The sequence below is a fragment of the Sorangium sp. So ce1504 genome (assembly GCF_051521635.1).
GTDB lineage: Bacteria > Myxococcota_A > Polyangia > Polyangiales > Polyangiaceae > Sorangium > Sorangium cellulosum_B.
In genome coordinates, this window is record NZ_CP150365.1 from 4,978,608 (window position 1) to 4,996,611 (window position 18,004).

Sequence of the window (18,004 nt, forward strand, 5' to 3'; positions counted from 1 at the left end):
CGCGAATTCCAAATACGTTCACGGACCCGCGGAGATTATGGGGGATGGAGCCGTGGCAAACTCGGGCATCCGAGGGCGTTCCGAGTGGCAGCCGGGCGTTTGTGTCCATTGAAGCAGGAAAAGTACGACCATGTCAAAGCGCATGAACCGAAGAATTTTCCTCCGGGGGCTGGGCGGAGCTTGCGTCGCGGCGCCGTTCCTCGGCTCGATCCTCGACCGCTCCGTGATGGCGCAGCCGGCCACGCCACCGAAGCGGCTGATCGTGATGTTCACGCCCTATGGCTGCATCACGACGAGGTGGTTCCCGAAGAAGTCGCACGGCCCGCTCACCGCCGCGGACCTCCAGTCGACGACGCTCAAGCACCTGGCGCCTCACGTCGACAAGCTCCTCATGCCCCGAGGCATCCGCGCGATGAACGAGTGGACGGCGACGCTGGAGCGGGGGCAGGGGAACGATCCTCACACGCAGGTGGTCGGGTCGTACTTCACCTGCCACCCGGTCACTCCCAACAGCGACGACCCGTTCAGCTTCGACTCCGAGACGAAGTTCAACGCCAAGCCGACCGGTCCCTCGCTGGACCACGTGATCGCACGACAGCTCAGCCCGCAAGGGACTCCGTTGCTCTTGAACACGGCTGGTCAGAATGAAAACCCTCAGTCGGCGATCTCCTACTCCGCCGCCGAGACACCGTTCAGGGGCCTCAACGCGTCGCAGGTCTTCAGCAGCCTCACGGGCATCTTCGAGCCGGGGAAGCCGACGTCTCCGGACACCTACGCGGCGATGCGCGGCAAGAGCGTCCTCGACATCGTGAAGGATGATCTGCAGAGGCTCGAGCGGTTCGACATGAGCCGTGCCGACAAGCAGAAGCTCGCATCCTGGAAGGAGCTCATCAACTCGACAGGGAACGTGGTGGCTTCCGCGCAGTGCGACACGTCCCTCGCCACGGCGCTCGGCGCGACGCAAGAAAACATCAATCTGTGGAGCACGACCCCGAGCGGCGACGACAGGCTGACGCGGCGAATCTCGGACACTCTGGACGCAGCGGACCTCTGTTCGAACCTCGCCGTGCTCGCGGCGGCGTGCAACGCGAACCCCGTCATCTTCCTGAAATACCCGGGGAACTACGTCTTCAAGGGGCTCGGCGTGACGCGCGAGAGCGCCAGTCTCTCGCGTCGCCTGGACAACGCGGGCATGACGGGCACCTGCGTCCCCGGTGCGATCGACATGCTCCTCACGATCGACGACTACTATGCGAGGAAGTTCGCCCACCTCGTCGAGCAGCTGAACCGCATCGAGGAGGGCGACGGGACGCTCCTCGACAGCTGCGCGGCCGTCTGGTTCCAGGACGTGTCGGACGGCTGCGCCCGCAACCTCAACAACCTGCCGATCGTCCAGGCCGGCAGCGCCGGCGGCTATTTCAAGACCGGCTGGGCCGTGAACGTCGATGACGGCTCGCCCGATCTCACGACCGGCAACAGCGAGATCACGTGTGCCGACGGCACTTCGAACGAGGTCGACGCGATCTCCCAAGAGACGGGGACCGATCCGTCGCTCGCCAACGCGCCGATCAACAAGTACTTCTGCAGCTTGATGAACGCCCTCGGGGTCAAGGCGGGCGCGGATGGTTTCCCGGCACGGGGCGGTTCGGGGCCGGTGACCCACTTCGGCATGTACGACCGGACGGAAGACTTCATCGGCGGCGGGGTCAATCCCCCCACCATCCACGATCCAGGCGAGTTCACCGCGCTCAAGGCGAACTCCTGAGCGGTCTCGTTCCCGAGCCTGTCGGCCCGGCGCGACGCGCCTGATCGAGATGTCCCCGCCGGCGAGGGGGGTGTTATGCTCGCGCGCGTCGAGCGGGCGCGGCGCGGCGTCGTGCCGGGAGGTCGTTGGATGTCATCTGTCAGGGGTTTCACCATCGAGCTGTCTCGGATCGAGTACGTCGGGCAAGGCCTTGTCCGGCCGGAGTGTGTGATCGTCGAGCCCGGCGGCACGCTCTGGACCTCGGACGCTCGCGGCATCGCGACGCGCATCGAGCCCGATGGCAGGCAGGCGACCCTCGGCCCGGAGGTGCCCGAGCCGAACGGGATGGCGATGGATCGGCAGGGCAACCTCATCGTCGCCAGCATGTCCGGCGGCAAGATCCACAAGCTCCACCGCGACGGCCGGTCCGAGGTCCTCCTCGACTCCATCGACGGCGAGCCGCTCGGCGCCGTGAACTTCTGCTTCATCGACTCGCGGGATCGCCTCTGGATCTCCGTCACGACACGGCACCTCCCGTGGTGGTCCGCGGTCGTGGGCAACATCCGCGACGGGTACATCGTGCTCGTCGACGAGAAGGGCGCCCGCATCGTGGCCGACGGCCTCAGCTTGACGAACGAGGTGCGCCTCGACGCCGCCGAGCGGTTCCTGTACGCCGTCGAGACCGTCCCCGGCCGCCTCCTCCGGTTCCCGGTGCGCGACGACGGCAGCCTCGGCGATCCCGAGCAGTTCGGGCCCGATAGCCTCGGCATCGGCGGGTACATGGATGGCTTCGCCTTCGACGCCGAGGGCAACATCTGGGTGGTGGCCGTCTGTCGCAACGGCCTCGGGGTGATCTTCCCCGACGGCAGCTACCAGACCGTCTTCGAGGATCCGCGCCCTGCGGTCCTCGAGACGATGACCCTGAAGCAGAGGAACGGCACCATCGAGCCGGCCGATCTCGGCGCATGCGCGGGAAACACGCTGCAGCTGCCCACGAGCATCGCGTTCGGCGGCCCCGATCTCCGCACGTGCTACATGGGGTCGCTGGCGATGCCCCACCTCCTCACGTTCCGCGCGCCCGTCGCGGGGCTCCCGCTCGCGCACATGCGGTGATCGGGTTCATGCAAAAGGCTCTCTCTGTGGGTGAGTAGACCTCGTCGCCCACCACCGGGTTCCCGCGGAGGGGCAGCGCGCCGCGGCCGAGCCGAGGGGCTCAGTCGCAGGCCGCCACCGCGCCTAGAAATATCTTGCTCCAGGCGTGACGCCGGTGCGACGCTGGAAGCATCCGCCAGGAAGCGACCGGATGTGCGATGTCGCTGCACACGACTGCTCCCGCGAACACGGAAGTTCGCGCCGCGCGGGCGTTCTGCCGGGGGATCTGACATGGAATCAACGGTCCTTCATCTGGGGGCAGGCTTCACGGTGCACGCTGCGAGCGGCACCCCCTTCGGCGCGCAGGTGGCGGTCAAGCAGCCGGCCGGCGAGGTCGTCACCGAGCGCCAGGAGGCGGCGCTCGACAACGAGTTCGAGCTCCTGCGCGGGCTCTCCGTGCCCGGGATCCGCAGGGTGTACGGGCGCGGTATCGTCGATGGCAAGCCGGTCCTGTACCTGGAGCTCTTCGACGGCCTCACGCTCAGGCGCTTCGTCGCCGAGCGCCGCCCGGCGCTCCGCGAGCGCGTCGAGATCGCGGCGTCGATCGCGCGCGCGCTGGCCGGGCTGCACGAGGCAGGCATCATCCACCGGGATCTGAGCGGCGCAAACGTCCTCGTCGCGCCGGACACCCGGCAGATCTGCGTCATCGATCTCGGCCTGGGCGTGCGCGGCGCGGCGCTCGAAGGCAGCCTCGTCGAGCCGGGCGGGACGCTGGAGTACATGGCCCCCGAGCAATCCGGGCGCACCAGGCACAGGCTCGATCACCGCGCGGATCTCTACTCGCTCGGCATCCTGCTCTACGAGCTGTTCGTGGGTGAGCCGCCCTTCGTGTCGGAGGATCCGCTCGATCTCATCCACCGACACCTCGCCGAGCGCCCGCCGCCGCCTGCGCAGCGCGATCCCTCCTTGCCAGCGCCGCTCAGCGAGCTCGTGATGGCGCTGATCGAGAAGGATCCGGACGCGCGGTACCAGTCGGCCGAGGGCGTCGTTCACGATCTGAGCCGCTGCCTGGAGCAGCTCGAGGCGTGCTCCGCGATCGCGCCGTTCCCGCTGCGCCGCGCCGATCCCGCGCTCGCGCTGAGCGCCCCGCCGCGGCTGTACGGGCGCGACGAGGAGCTCTCGGCGCTCCGCGCCGCCTTCGAACAGAGCGCTGCCTCGGCCGAGGTCGTGCTGATCGCCGGCCACTCCGGCATCGGAAAGACCGCGCTCGTGGAGCAGCTGCGCGAGGAGGTCACGGCGGCCGGCGGCGCGCTGGTCACGGGCAAGTGCGAGCAGTACGCGCGCGCCACGCCCTACGGCATCTTCGTCCGGGCCATGGCGGCGATCTCCGCGCGCGCTCTCGGCCTGCCCGCGCAGGAGTACGCGCGAACGCAGGAGGCCGCGCGGGCCGCGGTGGGGGATCTGGGGCAGGTGCTGCTCGCCGTGATGCCAGGCCTCGCGCCGCTGCTCGGGGAGCCGAAGGGCGCGCCGGTGCTGTCCGGTCAGGAGGCCCAGAACCGCTTCAACCTCCTCTTCTCCCGCCTGCTAGGGGCGCTGCTCAGCCCCGATCGGCCGCTCGTCCTGTTCCTGGATGATCTCCAGTGGATCGACGCCGCGTCGCTCGGGCTGCTGAAGCACGTGCTCGGCGAGGACCGACCGCCGGGGCTCATGCTGCTCTGCGCCTACCGCGACAACGAGGTCGATGCATCCCACCCGCTCCGCGTCGCCCTGGACGACCTCGAGCGGCGCGGCGTCCCGGTACGGACCGTGGCGCTCCGCGACCTCGACCCCGCGCACGTCCGCGCGCTCCTCGCCGACACCTTCGCGCCGTGGGCGGCCGGCGCCGACGTCGAGCAGCTCGCCGCGGAGCTCCACCGGAGGACCCAGGGCAACCCGTTCCATGTGCGCTGCGCGCTCCGGGACCTCATGAGCGCGGGGTGCATCCGCTTCTCGTCCAGCGGCGGCGGGTGGACGTGGGAGGCGGCGGCGCTCGATCGGCTCGCCGTGACGGAGAGCGTGCTCGAGCTCCTGGCCCGCAAGCTCGCGGAGCTCCCCGCCCGAGCGCGCGAGGTCCTGGCCGTCGCGGCGTGCGTCGGGGATCGGGCGCCGCTGCCGCTCCTCGGGGCGGCGCTGTCGTGCTCCGCCGCCGAGATCGACGAGGCGCTCTGCGCCGCGGAGCGCGAGGGGCTCCTGCGCGCAGGCTCGGGCGAGGTGCGCTTCGCCCACGACCGCATCCAGCAGGCCGCCCGCTGCCTGCTCGCCGAGGAGGAGCAGCGAAGGTGGCACCTCAGGCTCGGGCGGCTGCTGCTCGCAGACACGCGGGGTGACAGGGGTGAACCGGCGAGCTTCGACGCCGCCGACCACCTCGGACGGGCGATCGACCTCATCGACGCTCCCGAGGAGCGCCTCCTCGTCGCGCGGATCGAGCTCGCCGCCGGGCAGCGCGCCTTGCACGCCGGCGCCCCGGAGCAGGCGCGCGTCTTTCTATCGAGCGGCGCCGCGCTGCTCCCCGCGGACGCCTGGACGGCGCTCCCGGAGCTCGCCTCCGCGCTGCACCGCGCGCTGATGGAGGCGGAGTTCCTGACGGCGCGCTTCGAGCGCGCCGACGCGATCTTCTCGCTTCTGCTCGCGCGCGAGCCCTCGCCGGTCGCCCTCGCGGACGCCTACTACCTGCACATCATGCAGCGGACGATGCAGGGCCGGTACGTCGACGCGCTCGTCGCCGGGCGGACGATCCTCGGCGCGCTCGGGTTCGATCTGCCCGAGTCGGTCACCGCCGCGGAGCTCGAGCGGGATCTCGGGCGGCTCGAGGAGCGGCTCCGGGGCCGCGATCTCCAGGCGCTGCTCGACGCACCGGCCGTGGAGGACGAGCGCATCCGCAAGGCGGCGACGATCTGCGGAGCCATGTGCCCGACCGGCTTCTTCGTGGACCCGCTGTACAACGGCGTCCTCGGCCTCCTGGCGTGGAACATCGTCCTCGACGCGGGCCCATGCCGCGGCCTCGGCTTCCCGATCGCGACGACGACGCTCATGTACTATCTCCTGCGGAACGACTACCGCAACGGGGATCTGTCGGCGCGCTTCGGGATGGATCTCGCCGCGCGGCTCTCCGATGGGCTGGATCAAGGCAATTGCGCCCATATCTACGCGCTGTTCACGAGCCACTGGTCTCGCCCCCTCTCGGACGCGTTGCCCGTGGCGCGGCAGGCGTTCTCCTCGCTGCTCGAGAGCGGGAACGTCCAGATGGCGGGCTACACGTTCTTCAGCACGCTGGGCGCGACCTACGAGAGCGGCGCCCGGCTCACTGACGTCCAGGAGGAGGCGGAGCGGGCGCTCGCCTTCGTGCAGAAGACGAACAATCGCCATGCGTTCGGCGCGTTCGTCGTCTTCGCCCGGCTCGTCGCGGCGCTCGGGAGGCCCGACGGGTGCGTCGCCTCCTTCGACGGAGACGGCTTCTCGGAGCGAGCGTATCTGGCGCAGATCGGCCAGAACCACATGGCGCTCGCCTACTATCATATCTACAAGCTCGTCCTCTGCTATCTCCTGGACGCCCAGGAAGATGCCTGTCGCCACGCGGAGCGCGCGACCGAGCTCGCCCCGTTCATCACCGGCTTCCTGCCGGTCGTCACGGCGAACACGTATGCTTCGCTCGCCTTTCTGCGCAGGGCCGAGGCGGCGGACGCGGCGGAGCGGCCCGCGTGGCTCGAGCGCGTCGCGGAAAGCCAGGGGCAGCTCGGCGCCTGGGCCGCGAACGCCGCCGAGAGCTTTGGCCACCGTCACGACCTCGTCGAGGCGGAGCGCTTGCGGCTCTCCGGGGAGCACTGGGCGGCGCTCGATCTGTATGACCGGAGCATCGAGAGGGCCGGGGCGAGCGGGCAGATCCCGGAGGGGGCGCTCGCCTGCGAGCTCGCGGGGCGGCACCTCCTCGCGCTGGGCAAGGCGCGGCTCGCGCAGCCGTACCTCATCGAGGCGCTCCACGGATATCGCCGCTGGGGCGCGCGCGCCAAGGTCCAGCAGCTCCAGGCGACGTACGCGTCGTTGCTGCGGCGGCGCTCGACGAGCGTCGTGCCCCCGAGCGCCGCGCCGGGCCCGGCGACGGCGGGCAACGTCACCACGGAGCCGCTGTCGCCGAAGCTCGACGTCGGCTCCATCCTGAAGGCGGCCCGCGCCATCGGGAGCGAGATCGTCCTCGATCGCCTGCTCGATCAGCTCATGCGGGTGCTCCTCGAGAACACCGGGGCGGAGCGCGGCCTGCTCCTCTTGCCGCGGGGGGGCGAGCTCGCGGTGGCCGCGTCGCTCCGGGTCGGCGAGGGCGATCCGGCCCTCGGGTACTCCGCCGCGGTGGCGAGCTACGTGGAGCGCACCCGCGAGCCGCTGGTCGTGGACGACGCCGCCGCGGATCCGCGCTTCGCCGGCACGTTCGGCGCGGCCGCCGGCCCGCGCTCGCTCCTCTGCGCGCCGCTCCTCGACCGGGGCGAGCTCGTCGGGCTCGTGTACCTCGAGAACAACCTCACGACCGGCGCGTTCACCCCGGATCGGCTGCACGTCACGAGCCTCCTCGGGGCGCAGGCAGCGCTGTCGATCAACAACGCGCTGCTTTATGCGACGCTCGAGCGCAAGGTCGAGGAGCGCACCGCCGAGCTGCGCGAGAGGAACGACGAGCTCGAGCGCAGCAAGCTGCTGCTCTCCCAGCTCGCGGACGAGCTGTCCACGCCGCTCATCAAGCTCGGCGACCGGGTGCTCATGGCTCCGCTCATCGGGGGCGTCGACGACGCGCGCGCGGAATCCATCATGGATCGCGTCCTGTCCGCGATCTCCGCAGGGAACGCCGCCCACGTGATCCTCGACGTCACCGGCGTCTCGAGGATGGACACGAGCACCGCCAGCCACCTCGTGCGCCTCGTCCGCGCGGCCGGTCTCCTCGGCGCCGAGGCCATCCTGGCCGGCGTCCCGCCGCGGGTGGCGACGTCGCTCGTGTCGCTCGGCGTGGATCTGTCAGGCGTCTGTACGGTGCGCGACGTCCAGGCGGCGCTCGCGCGCTGCTATCGGTCGGGCTTGCGCTCCGTCGGATCGCGGGGCTGATCTCCCAGCCACGGAGCCACGTCCAGCCACGGAGCCACCCCATGCCTCGTGTTCACCTCGTCACCACCGGCGGCACCATCGCGAGCCGCGTCGACCCGAAGACGGGCGCCGCCGTGCCCGCCGTCCGCGCGGAGGAGCTCGTCGCCGACGTGCCCGCGCTCGGTCGCATCGCGGAGATCGCGGTCACCGAGTTCTGCCTCGAGAGCAGCTGGAACCTCGGCCCGGACAGGATCGCGGCGCTCGCGCGCGCCGTGCGCGATCTTCAGGGCGACCCCGAGGTGACCGGCGTCGTCGTCACCCACGGCACGGACACCCTCGAGGAGACGGCGTTCGCGCTGGATCTGCTGCTCGACGGGGACACGCCGGTGGTGCTCACCGGCGCGATGCGGGACGCGAGCACCGCGGGGACCGATGGCCCCCGCAACCTCGTCTCGGCCGCGCGGATCGCGGTGGAGCCCTCGGCGCGGGGGCTCGGCGTGCTCGTCGCGCTGAACGACGAGCTCCACGCGGCCCGGTGCGTGATGAAGACCCACACGACCGCGCTCGGCACGTTCGCCTCGCCGGGCGTGGGGCCGCTCGGCTGGGTCGACGGCGAGGGCGTCCGCGTCCACGCGCGCCCCGCGAGGACGCCGACGCTGCCGCTCGCGCCGCCCGAGCCGCGGGTCTACCTCGTCAAGATGGCGTCAGGAATGGACGATCTCCTCCTGCGCGCGATCCTCGAGGCCGGGGCGCGCGGGGTGGTGATCGAGGGCTCGGGCGCGGGGAACGTCTGCGGGAGCTGGGAGGGGGCGATCGGCGCGCTGGTGCAGGCGGGCACGCCGGTGGTGCTGAGCTCGCGCTGCCCCGGCGGGCGGGTCACGCCGACGTACGGCGCGCCCGGCGGCGGGCGGCGGCTCCGGGATCTCGGGGTGATCGCCGCGGGCGCGCTCTCGGGGCCCAAGGCGAGGCTCGCGCTGATGTTCGCGCTCGGGGCGGGGCTCGACGGAGCGGCGCTACGCGCGTATTTCGACCGGCTTGCCGGGTAGACCCTCGCTCTTCGCGCCCGGTTGCGGGCCGCGCCGCTCGTCGCCGGCGCCCGCCTTCCGCTTCAGCTTCTCCTCGACCCGCGTGCCCTTGAAGAAGCTCGCGTTGGCCTCGGTGTAGAGCTTGTACGGGTTCTCGAACACATACGCCTTGAAGTCCTCGGCGCTGAGGACGCCCTCCTCCACGAGGCGAAAGCTCTCCGCAAGCGCCTCGGTCAGGTCGGGGACGTCCCAGTGGCCGACGTCGGAGGAGTAGATTGCGTTGATCTTCACGCCGAGCGGGTTCGCCTTGGCGTTGAACGCAGACGCGATGGTGCGGTCGTCCGACTCGGATCCGAAGAAGAAGTTGTTCACCCAGCGGTCGCGGATGTCCTCGATCTTCTCGATGCCCGCGGCCGCGAAGTCGTTGCGGTACTCCGGCGCGGGCTGGCGGGCGTCGCTCGTGTACCCGGCGCCCAGCGTGTCGGCGATCAGCTGCTCGCCCTCGATGGAGCGCCCGTTTGCGAGCTTTGCGAGATCCGCGCCGTAGCGCCGGAAGAGCTCGGTGAAGAGGGCGCGGTCGGTCGCCGCGGGGTCGTAGTGCTCGAGGCCCTCCGGGCCGCGCTTCTGGAACCTGTCGACCAGGTGGATGTAGACCCGCGCGCCCCAGTCCGCCCCGCCCTCGAGCATGCCGATGCGCAGCCCGGGGAAGCGGCGGGTGACGCCGCCGAAGAACAGCGCCTTGGCGAACGCCTCCGAGCCGTCGGCGAAGTGGCCGACGTGGTTGTTCATGTAGTTGCTGATCGACGAGCGCCCTGTCCAGCCCTGGCTCCCGTAGTGGGTGAGGACAGGCACGCCGAGCTCGACCACCTTCGCCCAGAAAGGATCGTAGTTGTACTCGCTGTCGATGCCGTAGAAGTCGATGTACGTCGCGTACTTCGCGATCTCCGGGTGGTGCGCCGGCGGGTACTTCTCCGCGATCGCCTTGATGGGGCGGCGCACGCCGCCGGCGATGTTGATCGCCTTGAGCCCCAGCTTCTTGACGGCGAACTCCAGCTCTTCGATCCCCTCCTCGGGCGTGTTCAGCGGGATGCCGGCGACCGGGGTGAGGCGGTCGCTGTACTTGCGAAACAGCTCCGCGTGGTAGTGGTTGATCGCGCGCTGGAGCGCCTGCCGCGCGCCCGGGTCCTTCACGGCGAGCGGCGCGAGGGTGTTGTTCGGGAACAGGACCGAGAAGTCGGACCCTTGCTCCTCCAGGCGCTCGGCGAGCAGCTCCGGCAGGTGGTACGTGGCCACGTCCAGCGTGTTGCGCGTCACCCGCGCCCACCACGGCGACCTGACGGTGCGGTAGTGCTGCCGCTCCTCGGGTGTCTGGCTGTACCAGTCCTTGCCGCTGCTGTTCTCGGCGTTGCGGCGGCGGGAGCTCAGCGCCTTGCGCAGGTCGTCGACGAGCTTGGCGCCTCCGTACGTGGCGACGAAATCCTCCAGCGCCGGCGAGTAATCGTTGGTGTGGATGTCCGTGTCGATGACGGGGTAATCGAGCTTCTCCTTGACAGCCACGGAGGGCGAGGCCTTGAGACGAGCGATACGGTCAGTCATGAAAGACTCCGGAAAGGGGTTGGGCGCGCCGATGTCGCCGGTGTGAGATCGATGGCCGTGCTGGCGCGCGGCACTCTGCAACCTGCGTGCCCTGACGTCGTTGCCCCGATGTCGCTCCTTGCCCGCTGATCTCGGCGTCTCTCCGGCGCGCACTGCCCGCGCGTTGCTCGGAATCGAGCACCGATTCAGCGCGGCTGCTTCCTCAGCAACACTCCGACGGGACCGACGCTGTTCGCCCGCGCTGGAGCCCTACGAGGGCAGGCGCCGAGCCGCGCAGGGATCTTCCCCCAGCCGTGCGCGGGCAAGCCGCGCACCCAGGCGACCTCTCCGACGATGCTCGCCGCCCGCAGTTGCCGCCGCGCCTCGGGCCCGAGCGCCGCGAGGGGCGCCTCCACCATACCCCGCGGTTGTGTGCCGCGCCGAGCGCGTCCGCCGCCGTCGCGCTGCCGGAGGTGAGGCCAGGACAAAGACGGGCCATCTCGCCGGCACTGGCGCCGATGGCGGCCATGCTGCCGATGCCGAGCTTGCCAGCGAAGTCGCTCGCCCAGCACTTGACGTCGCTCGCGGGGATGCTCGCACATGTCATGTGCAGGCTCCCCGCGGTTCCTGCTCGAGCACATTCGCGTGCGGGACGCGGGCCGGCTGGAGCGTGACATGTCACGCGCTGAAGCCGTGACATGTCACGCGCTGAAGCCGTGACATGTCCCATGCGCAACCGGTCGTGCCGCGGGCGTGCCGGTGCGTGTGCAGCCGGTCGAGAGCGCGCCTCGGCCGGGATCGTCGCATGTTCCGTGCGTCGAAGTCGCCTTCTGGTGCCCTGCCAGGCAAGAGAGGCGTCGAATCACGCGGTGGTATGGCCGTTGCTCTACGGACACCCGGACGCCGAGCGCCGCCGGAGACGGCGCTTCGTCCATCGACGTCGAGGCTCGACCAGCCGGATCGCCGGCGGCGAGCGCGACGCATCCGTGACCCATCATTCCTTGGAGCTTCGAACCATGCCGCTCACCGCGCGCTCACGTCCTGAGATTGCTGTTGGTCTGCTGCTCACATGCCTCTCGCTCGCTGGCTGCTACGCCGCGGAGGCGGAGGAGGGGGACACGGTCCCGGACGAAGTCGTCGCGACGGCGGGGCCGCGCCCGCTCGTGTCGTACGAAGAGTTCCGCAAGACGCTGGTCTGGGCGCCGTCGGAGGGGTTCTGGGTCGCAGAGGGCGACATACCGCTCCGCAGCGAGGAGAGGATCCGGAAGTTCTACGAGGATCATTACTCCCCCTCCGGCGCCCTGACCGTCACTCGGATCGGCAGCTCCAACAACATCTGGAGCCGGGCCGACCGGCTGAACCTGACCTATTGCATATCGCCGTCCGCGTTCGGCGCCGACTACAACAGGGTCGTGGACGCCATGCACCAGGCGGCCGCGGGGTGGGAGAACGCCGCCAACGTCCGCTTCGTCCACGTGGTCGCCGAGGACACGAACTGCACCAACGCCAACAACAACGTGAAGTTCAACGTCACCTCACCTGCGCGGCTCGACGGCTCTGCGTTCTATCCGGACTGGCCGCGCAACGAACGCGAACTCGCGCTCACCTGGGATCCCGACTGGTCCACGAACCCGCGCGTGCCCATCGGCGTCATCATGCACGAGCTGGGACACGTGCTCGGGTTCGACCACGAGCACATCCATGTGCCCGGCTCGTGGTGCGAGGATCCCACGTCAACTTCGCAGCTGGTGACCGGGTACGATTCGCTCTCCATCATGCACTATCTGCATTGCGACGGCAGCACCAATACGACCGGGAATTTTTTCCTGACACAGCGCGACATCGAGGGAGCGCAGGCGCTCTACGAGGCGCCTACGAACGTCGATAGCACGGGCATGGGTGTCGTCTATGCCCGCAAGCAATCCACTGGTGACATCTACAAGAAGAGCGGATCGACATGGACGAAGGTCAGCGGACCCGTCCAGGCGTTCCTCACCCACGGGAACGACGTCTACGCGCTGCAGTCGAACTTCGGCAACGTGATCAAGTACAGCGGTTCCGGGACGACGTGGACGACGGTCGGGGGGTCGTCGAACCAGATCTTCCTGTGCGGCGGCTTCGTGTGCGCGACCAACACCAACGGCGAGGTTTTCAGATACTTCGATGGCACCAACACCTGGTCGAAGATCGGCGATCCCGGCGCCAAGTTCGCGACGGCGGGCAGCGATCTCTTCGGCCTGACCCCCAACCAGAACGATGTCTTTCGATACAACGGCTCCGGGACGTCGTGGACCGACGTCGGCGGTACGTTCGCGGATCTGATCGGCTCCCAAACGGCGATGTACGGTTTGACGCAGGACCGGCAGTCGCTGCAAAAGTACAGCGGCTCCGGGACGACGTGGACGACGATCGGAGGCCCCGGCAGGCAGTGGCACGCAGGAGCGGGGGTGGCGCTCTATGCCCTCGCGCCCAACTCCGGCGCAATCTACCGCTATTTGTCCAGCGGACCCGCCGCGGGCTGGCTCCAGGTGGGCGACGCAGCGGCACGTCTGTACGGCCAGTTCAGATTGTTCGCCACGGCGCCCAACGCCGAAGACATCTGGGCTTTCGACGGCATCTCGACGTGGAACTTCGTGGGTAAGCCGTAGCCCGGCCCCTGTCCCCCTGCCCATCCTGACACACGCTACCAGCGTTCCCGGCGGAGGGCCGGCGAGCGCGTCACGCCGGGCTGAAGAGCGCGAGGCACCGATCGGCGAGGACGCCGCCGACGAGATCGACGGGCGCGCCGGAGCTCTCGTTCATCCACCGCGCGGGGACGGCCAGCTCGCGCTGCGCGCCCCCGGTCGCCGCCGTGACCTCCTGCATCGTGCAGCCGAAGACGACGCGGCTCACCCGGGCGAGCCAGGCCGCGGTGAAGCACATCGGGCAGGGCTCCACGGTGGTGTACAGCGTGTAGCCGGTGAGGTCCGGCCCGGCGGCCGCGCAGGCGCGGCGGACGGTGAAGTCGACGACGGACTTCATCGAGGCGAACGCCGGGCCCGCCTTCTCCGCCGTGCCGAAGAGCTGCTTGTTGTCGGCGAGGTCGTAGATCTTGTCGCCGCCCAGCATGCCCTTCACGTCCTCGGGCGAAGCATTCAAGTACTTTCCGATGATGGGATAAGCCTTCTCGGGCTCGCTCCGCAGCGTCCGGACCCCCTGATCGATGGCGGCGATGAACTTCCCGTAGGCGTCGCTCCCCGAGGCGAGCTTCGATCTGTGCACGGCCACCGAGTTCGTGATCGTGTCGGGCACGCTGGCGCTGCTGAAGATCACGTGACCGCCGTTCTTGGTCGCCTTGGTGATCCAGGGCTCCCAGGTGACCGCGGCGTCGACCTTCCCGGCGACGAACGCGGCGCCGGCGTCGTCGGCGCTCATGCTCGTGATCTTCACGTCGGCCGGGCTGACCCCGGTCTTCTCGAGGCCGAACAGGAACAGCATGTGGTTGACCTCGCCCAGCGTGAGGGCGACCGTCTTGCCCTTGAGATCGGCCATGCACGCGATGTTCCCCTTGGCCACCACGGCGTCCGCGCCGTTCGAGCTGTCGACGAGGGCGATGGCCACGACGTCCGTCTCGCTGTTGCCAGGCGACCCGCGTCGTGTGGAACGACTGGATCGTGGCGCTCCCGTGAGGAGCCGCGCCCGACCACGCGCCGTGGTGACGCTGGAAAGGTAGGTCGTGGTCACGTCCGGCGGGCCGGGGGTGTTTGAACTCCCGGCCCGCCGTCGCCAGGGCGCCGACGCGGCCCGCCGGGCTCACCCTGCGGGAGGCGCGTCCTCGTCCCAGGCCGGCAGCAAGCAGCGGAACGTCGCCCCCTCGCCGGGCCTGCACTCCGCCCACAGGCGGCCTCCGTGCGCCTCGATGATCGAGCGGCTGATGGCGAGGCCCACGCCGAGCCCCTGCGCCTTCGACGTGAAGAACGGCTCGAAGACCCGCTCGATGTCCTCGGGCGGGATGCCCTCGCCGGAGTCCGCCACGGAGAGCTCCAGGCAGCCCGCTCCGCCCGACTGCGCCCGCACCACCACGACGCGCGCGCCGGGCGGGCGGCGGGACACCGCGTCGAGCGCGTTGACGAGCAGGTGCAGGAGCACCTGCTGGAGCTGGGCCCCGTCCCCCCGGGCGCGCGGCAAGCCCGGCGCGAGCTCGAGCCGCACGGTCGCGCCCGCGCGGCGCGCGGCGCTGGCCACGAGCCGGATCACCTCGCGGGCGAGCTCGCTCAGGTCCAGCGCGGCCACGCTGAGCTCGCCCTCGCGGAGCACCGCGTGCATCCGCTGGATGACCTTCGCGGCGCGCCGGTCGTCCGCCACGATATCGTCGAGCGCGGCGCGCGTCTCGGCAATGTCGGGCGGGGTCTGCGCGAGCAGCCGCAGCGCCGCCTGCGCGTTGCTCAGGATGGCCGCGAGCGGCTGGTTCAGCTCGTGCGCGAGCGAGGCCGCGAGCGCGCTCATCGCCGACACCCGGTTGAGGTGCGCGAGCTCGTCCTGGGCCCGTTGCGCCTCGAGCTCGGCGGCCCGGTTCAGCTCGAGCTTGCGCTCGAGGCGCCGGCACTCCGCGCGCAGCGCCTCGGTCCGCCGCGTCACCTCGCTCTCCAGCGAGGACTGGACCCGCGCGATCTCCTCGCCCATCGCCGAGAGCGCCCGCGCCGCCGCGCGCAGGGCGAGCTGCGTCCGCACGCGGGCCACGAGCTCCTCGCGCAGGTACGGCCTGGTCACGCAATCGACCGCGCCGAGCTCCAGCCCGCGCGCCCGGCTCGCCGTATCTGCAAGCGCGGTCATGACGAGGACGGGGATCTCGTGCGTCGCCGGATCCGCCTTCAGCCGGCGGCAGACCTCGAGGCCATCCAGGCCCGGCATCTCCGCGTCGAGCAGGACCAGATCAGGCACCTCGCCCCGGATCTGCGCGAGCGCCGCCTCCCCGTCGCCGGCCACCGCGATGTCGAACGGCTGGCCCGCGAGGGCCTCCGAGAGCAGCTCGAGGCTGCCGGGGTCGTCGGCCACGAGCAGGACGAGCGCGGGGCGGGCCGCCGCCAGCCTGGCGCCGGAGGCCAGCGGGTTCGCGGGCGCATCCATCGCGCCGCCGCCGTCGCTCCGCTCACCGATCTGAGCGTGGGATGGTCGTGCTGCCATGGCGGAACCGAGCCTCGTTGGATCTGTGACAGCAGCCCCCGCCGCCTGCAATGGGACCATGGTCCCACAGCGAGACGTCCCGCTCCCCTCAGGCTCAGGACTACCCCGCGGGGCGCGCGCCCTGATCCCAGGCCGGGAGCGCGCAGCGGAACGTCGCCCCCTCGCCGGGCCTGCACTCCGCCCACAGCCGCCCACCGTGCGCCTCGATGATCGAGCGGCTGATGGCGAGGCCCACGCCGAGCCCGTGGGGCTTCGACGTGACGAAGGGCTCGAAGATGCGCTCGAGATCCTCGGGCGCGACGCCATCGCCGGAGTCCGCGACGGACAGCTCGACGTGCCTTCCGTCGGCCGGGCGGGTGCGCACCACCACGAGGCGCGCTTCGGGGGGACGGCGGGAGACCGCGTCGAGCGCGTTGACGAGCAGGTTCAGCAGCACCTGCTGGACCTGGATCCCGTCACCATGCACGTGGGGCAGGCCCGACGCGAGATCGAGCCGCACGGTCGTGCCCGCGAGGAGCGCGGCGCTGGCCACGAGCCGGACCACCTCGCGGGCGAGCTCGCTCAGGTCCATCGCGGCCACGCTGAGCTCGCCCTTGCGGAGCATCGCGCGGATCCGCTGGATGACCTGCCCGGCCCGGCGATCGTCCGCCACGATATCGTCGAGCGCCGCGCGCGCGTCGGCGATGCCCGGCGGGGTCTGCGCGAGCAGCCGCTCCGCGGCCTGCGCGTTGCTCAGGATGGCGGCGAGCGGCTGGTTCAGCTCGTGCGCGAGCGAGGCCGCGAGCTCGCTCACGGCCGAGACCCGGTTCAGGTGCGCGAGCTGGTCGTGGGCCCTCTGCACCTTGAGCTCGGCGGCTCGGTTCAGCTCGAGCTCGCGCTCGAGGCGCCGGCTCTGCGCGCGCAGCTCCTCCGTCCGCCGCGCCACCTCGATCTCCAGCGACGCCCGGGCGCACGCGAGCTCCTCGTTCTTCTCCGAGAGCGCCCGCACCGCCGCGGAGAGCTCGCTGGCCGCCGCGCGGATCGACAACTGCGTCCGCACGCGGGCCACGAGCTCCTCGCGGACGAACGGCTTGGTCACGTAATCGACCGCGCCGAGCTCCAGGCCGCGCACCCGGCTCGCCGTGTCCGCGAGCACGGTCATGAAGAGGACCGGCACGTCACACGTCTCCGGGGCCGCCTTCAACCGGCGGCAGACCTCGAAGCCGTCGAGGCCCGGCATCAAGGCGTCGAGCAGGACGAGATCGGGCAGCTCGCGCCGGATCTGCCGCAGCGCCATGTCCCCGTCGGTCGCCACCGCCAGGGTGAGCGGCAGGCCCGCGAGGGCTTCCGAGAGGAGCTTCAGGCTGGCGGGGTCGTCGTCCACGAGCAGGACGAGCGCGGGGCGGGCCGGCGCCATGGTCAGAACAGGGGAGTGCGCGACGCGCGGCGCGTCAAGCGGCTCGGTGCCGTCCGCCTGTCCGCTGTTGACGTCCCCGCCGGCTTGGGATCACCTCGCGGACGAGCTCGCAGACGTCCAGCGCAGCCGCGCTGACGTGACGCCTGCGGAGCATCGTGCGCATCCGATGGACGAGCATCCCGGCGCGGCGATCGTCCGCCACGATATCCTCGAGCGCGGCGCGCACCTCGGCGAGATTCGACGGGGTGCGCGAGAGCAGCCGCTGCGCCGCTTGCGCGTTGCTCAGGACGGCGGTGAGCGGCTGGTTCAGCTCGTGCGCGAGCGAGGCCGCGAGATCCATCGAGGCCCGGGCGCGCGTGAGCTCGTCGTTCTTCTCTGAGAGCGCGCTCTCCGCGGCGGAGAGCGCGCTCGTTGCTGCGCGCATCAAGAGCTGCGTCCGCACGCGGGCCACGAGCTCCTCACGGACGAACGGCTTGGTCACGCAATCGACCGCGCCCAGCCCGAGCCCGCGCTCCCTGCTCGCCGTGTCGGCGAGCAGGGTCATCAAGAGGATCGGGACCTCGCGCGTCGCCGGCTCCGCCTTCAGGCGCCGGCAGACCTCGAACCCGTCCAGGCCCGGCATCACCGCGTCGAGCAGGACGAGATCCGGCACCTCGCATCGGACCTGCCGGAGCGCCATCTCTCCATCGATCGCCACCGCGATGGAGAGTGGCTGACCCGCGAGGGCTTCCGAGAGCAGCCCGATGCTGCCGGGGTCGTCGTCCACGAGCAAGAGGAGCGCGGGGCGGTCCAGGGCCTTGGCGGGAGCAGAGGACAGCGCGCCGTCGGAGGCGTCATGCTCTTCGCCTGCGTCATGCCCGCCTGCCGCGGACGCCCTCATGGGACCGTGCATGGGATACGATCGCTGCC

The 18,004-nt window shown here is 70.7% G+C and carries 10 protein-coding genes; 5 read left to right on the forward strand and 5 right to left on the reverse strand.

Going from position 1 to position 18,004, the window contains the following annotated elements:
* Positions 1-142: 142 nt before the first annotated feature.
* The 4 genes from WMF39_RS18745 to WMF39_RS18760 all read left to right on the forward strand — a co-directional run bounded on the left by WMF39_RS18745 (position 143) and on the right by WMF39_RS18760 (position 8,982).
* On the forward strand, positions 143-1,765 hold the full coding sequence (locus WMF39_RS18745) for a DUF1552 domain-containing protein (protein ID WP_437746855.1): 1,623 nt from the start codon (positions 143-145) through the stop codon (positions 1,763-1,765).
* 129 nt (positions 1,766-1,894) lie between these two features.
* Entirely contained in the window at positions 1,895-2,857 is a 963-nt protein-coding gene (locus WMF39_RS18750; protein ID WP_437746856.1) for an SMP-30/gluconolactonase/LRE family protein, read from the forward strand.
* A 270-nt stretch (positions 2,858-3,127) separates the two neighbouring features.
* Complete coding sequence (locus WMF39_RS18755; protein WP_437746857.1) at positions 3,128-7,957, forward strand: AAA family ATPase; 4,830 nt, start codon at positions 3,128-3,130, stop codon at positions 7,955-7,957.
* A 41-nt stretch (positions 7,958-7,998) separates the two neighbouring features.
* Positions 7,999-8,982 carry an asparaginase gene (locus WMF39_RS18760; protein WP_437746858.1) on the forward strand — a complete coding sequence of 328 codons (984 nt, stop codon included), beginning with the start codon at positions 7,999-8,001 and terminating at the stop codon, positions 8,980-8,982.
* Here WMF39_RS18760 and WMF39_RS18765 read toward each other — a convergent pair.
* Positions 8,950-10,557: an amidohydrolase family protein gene (locus WMF39_RS18765; RefSeq protein WP_437746859.1), complete on the reverse strand. Its 1,608-nt coding sequence runs from the start codon at positions 10,555-10,557 to the stop codon at positions 8,950-8,952. The two genes, WMF39_RS18760 and WMF39_RS18765, sit on opposite strands and share 33 nt — an antisense overlap.
* Before the next feature lie 995 nt (positions 10,558-11,552).
* On the opposite strand from WMF39_RS18765, the gene WMF39_RS18770 reads away from it, so the two are divergent.
* Entirely contained in the window at positions 11,553-13,184 is a 1,632-nt protein-coding gene (locus WMF39_RS18770) for a matrixin family metalloprotease (RefSeq protein ID WP_437746860.1), read from the forward strand.
* A gap of 70 nt (positions 13,185-13,254) precedes the next feature.
* Here WMF39_RS18770 and WMF39_RS18775 read toward each other — a convergent pair whose 3' ends face one another.
* The 4 genes from WMF39_RS18775 to WMF39_RS18790 form a co-directional block, all read right to left on the reverse strand.
* Positions 13,255-14,136, reverse strand: coding sequence for an ABC transporter substrate-binding protein (locus WMF39_RS18775; RefSeq protein ID WP_437746861.1), 882 nt, complete (start codon positions 14,134-14,136; stop codon positions 13,255-13,257).
* A gap of 192 nt (positions 14,137-14,328) precedes the next feature.
* Positions 14,329-15,699, reverse strand: a complete 1,371-nt coding sequence (locus WMF39_RS18780; RefSeq protein WP_437746862.1) for a hybrid sensor histidine kinase/response regulator — start codon at positions 15,697-15,699, stop codon at positions 14,329-14,331.
* Between the two features lie 100 nt (positions 15,700-15,799).
* Positions 15,800-17,095, reverse strand: a complete 1,296-nt coding sequence (locus tag WMF39_RS18785) for a hybrid sensor histidine kinase/response regulator (RefSeq protein ID WP_437746863.1) — start codon at positions 17,093-17,095, stop codon at positions 15,800-15,802.
* Positions 17,096-17,129: 34 nt separating this feature from the next.
* Positions 17,130-17,975 carry a response regulator gene (locus WMF39_RS18790; protein WP_437746864.1) on the reverse strand — a complete coding sequence of 282 codons (846 nt, stop codon included), beginning with the start codon at positions 17,973-17,975 and terminating at the stop codon, positions 17,130-17,132.
* Between the last annotated feature and the right edge of the window lie 29 nt (positions 17,976-18,004).